Annotated in this window: 1 protein-coding gene; it reads right to left on the reverse strand. The window is 56.9% G+C overall.

Features of this window, described 5'->3' with window-relative positions; all coding sequences use genetic code 11:
- A partial coding sequence (locus tag ACO0LH_RS28505; protein ID WP_422944528.1) for a hypothetical protein occupies positions 1-636 on the reverse strand: 636 nt, incomplete at both ends.

The raw sequence follows: 636 nt of genomic DNA on the forward strand, positions 1-636 counted from the left end.
AGATGTGGGTGGTGCCGTCATACGTTGCTGACGTGATCGTGGGCGCAGTCACATTCGAGACGGTGACAGCATTGCCTGTCAGGTCGGCACTGGATGTGGTGGTCTGATCCCAACTGGCAGCAGCGGCCAGATTAAACGTGGTGGTGTCAACGGCTGCTGTGCCATTGTTGTTCAGGATGCCGTTGATGGCAAGCTTGTCGGCGGCGTTGAGTGTCACAGAGAAAGCGGTGGCACTGCTGGCGGTGACGTTGGCGGTGGTTAAGGTGTAAGAACCTGCCTGACCTGTCAGGGACAGTTTTGAGACATCAATGGTGTCACCACCGACGATGTTGACGGCAGAGACAGACAAGATGCCCGTGCTGGCGTCGTAGGTAGCGCTTAATATGCTTGGAACGGCATTGGAGACGGTGATGCCGTTGCCGGTCAGATCCTGAATATTGCCACCAGTGATGGCGCTGTCCCAGTCGTCGGCTGCGGCGAGGTTGTAGGTGGTACTGCTGACGGAAGACGTGCCGTTCTTGTTCAATAAGGCATCAACGGCAGCAATGTCAGCGCCGGCGAGAGTAAAGGTGAAACTTGTCGCACTGGTGACTTCGACGTTGCCAGTAGTACTCAGGGTGCGGGTGGCACCGCCTT

The organism is Undibacterium sp. TJN19 (genome assembly GCF_049339485.1).
In the GTDB taxonomy this organism is placed as follows: domain Bacteria; phylum Pseudomonadota; class Gammaproteobacteria; order Burkholderiales; family Burkholderiaceae_D; genus Undibacterium.